Origin of the sequence: Hymenobacter sp. AT01-02 (assembly GCF_000961955.2) — a bacterium.
Taxonomy (GTDB): domain Bacteria; phylum Bacteroidota; class Bacteroidia; order Cytophagales; family Hymenobacteraceae; genus Hymenobacter; species Hymenobacter mucosus.
Genome location: NZ_JZIR02000102.1, coordinates 1 through 570 on the forward strand (window position 1 = coordinate 1; position 570 = coordinate 570).

Here is a 570-nt window from a genome sequence, read left to right on the forward strand (position 1 = left end):
GCTGCGGGCGATATAGTTGTTGCGCACTACAAAGCTGCCAGCACCGCTAGGGCGCCCCGTACCCGTACACGCCTTCAGTTCCATGCCATTGGAGGCATTGTCGCGAATACCATTGTTTTCCAGCAGTGCTGCTGGGCTTGTGTAAGACCCACTCGCGTTGCGTATTCCTGCGGCGCCCAGCACGGCAATACCCGGCCCTGCGTTTTGGAAAAAGCGGCACCCCCGGATAACTAGGTTGCCCACGCTGCCATCGTTGACGTCAATGCCAGCGCGCCGGTTTTGCTCAAACAAGCCATCTTCAATGAGAATGTTTTCCTTGACGCCATTTACCAAGAAAAGTCCTCGGCCGGCACCGTTGCTGTTTGTATTAGGTGTCACGGCGTTTTGGGCGGCGTGAAGGCGGCGAAATATGATGTTTCTGGTGCCTACCAAGCTGTTCCATTCAATGCCGTGGCGCCGATTGGCTACAGTTTCAATATCCTCCAGCACAAAGTACGCCGTGGGCGTCGAGCCTGCCGTTTGCACACCGTAGTCGTAGTTGCGTACTGTAAAGTCGGCCAGCACTACGGG

At 56.1% G+C, this 570-nt stretch carries 1 protein-coding gene; it reads right to left on the reverse strand.

Annotated elements, in window-relative coordinates:
- Positions 1-570, reverse strand: a 570-nt coding sequence (locus VI25_RS20005) for a right-handed parallel beta-helix repeat-containing protein (protein ID WP_173664804.1), incomplete at both ends; no start/stop codon positions are given.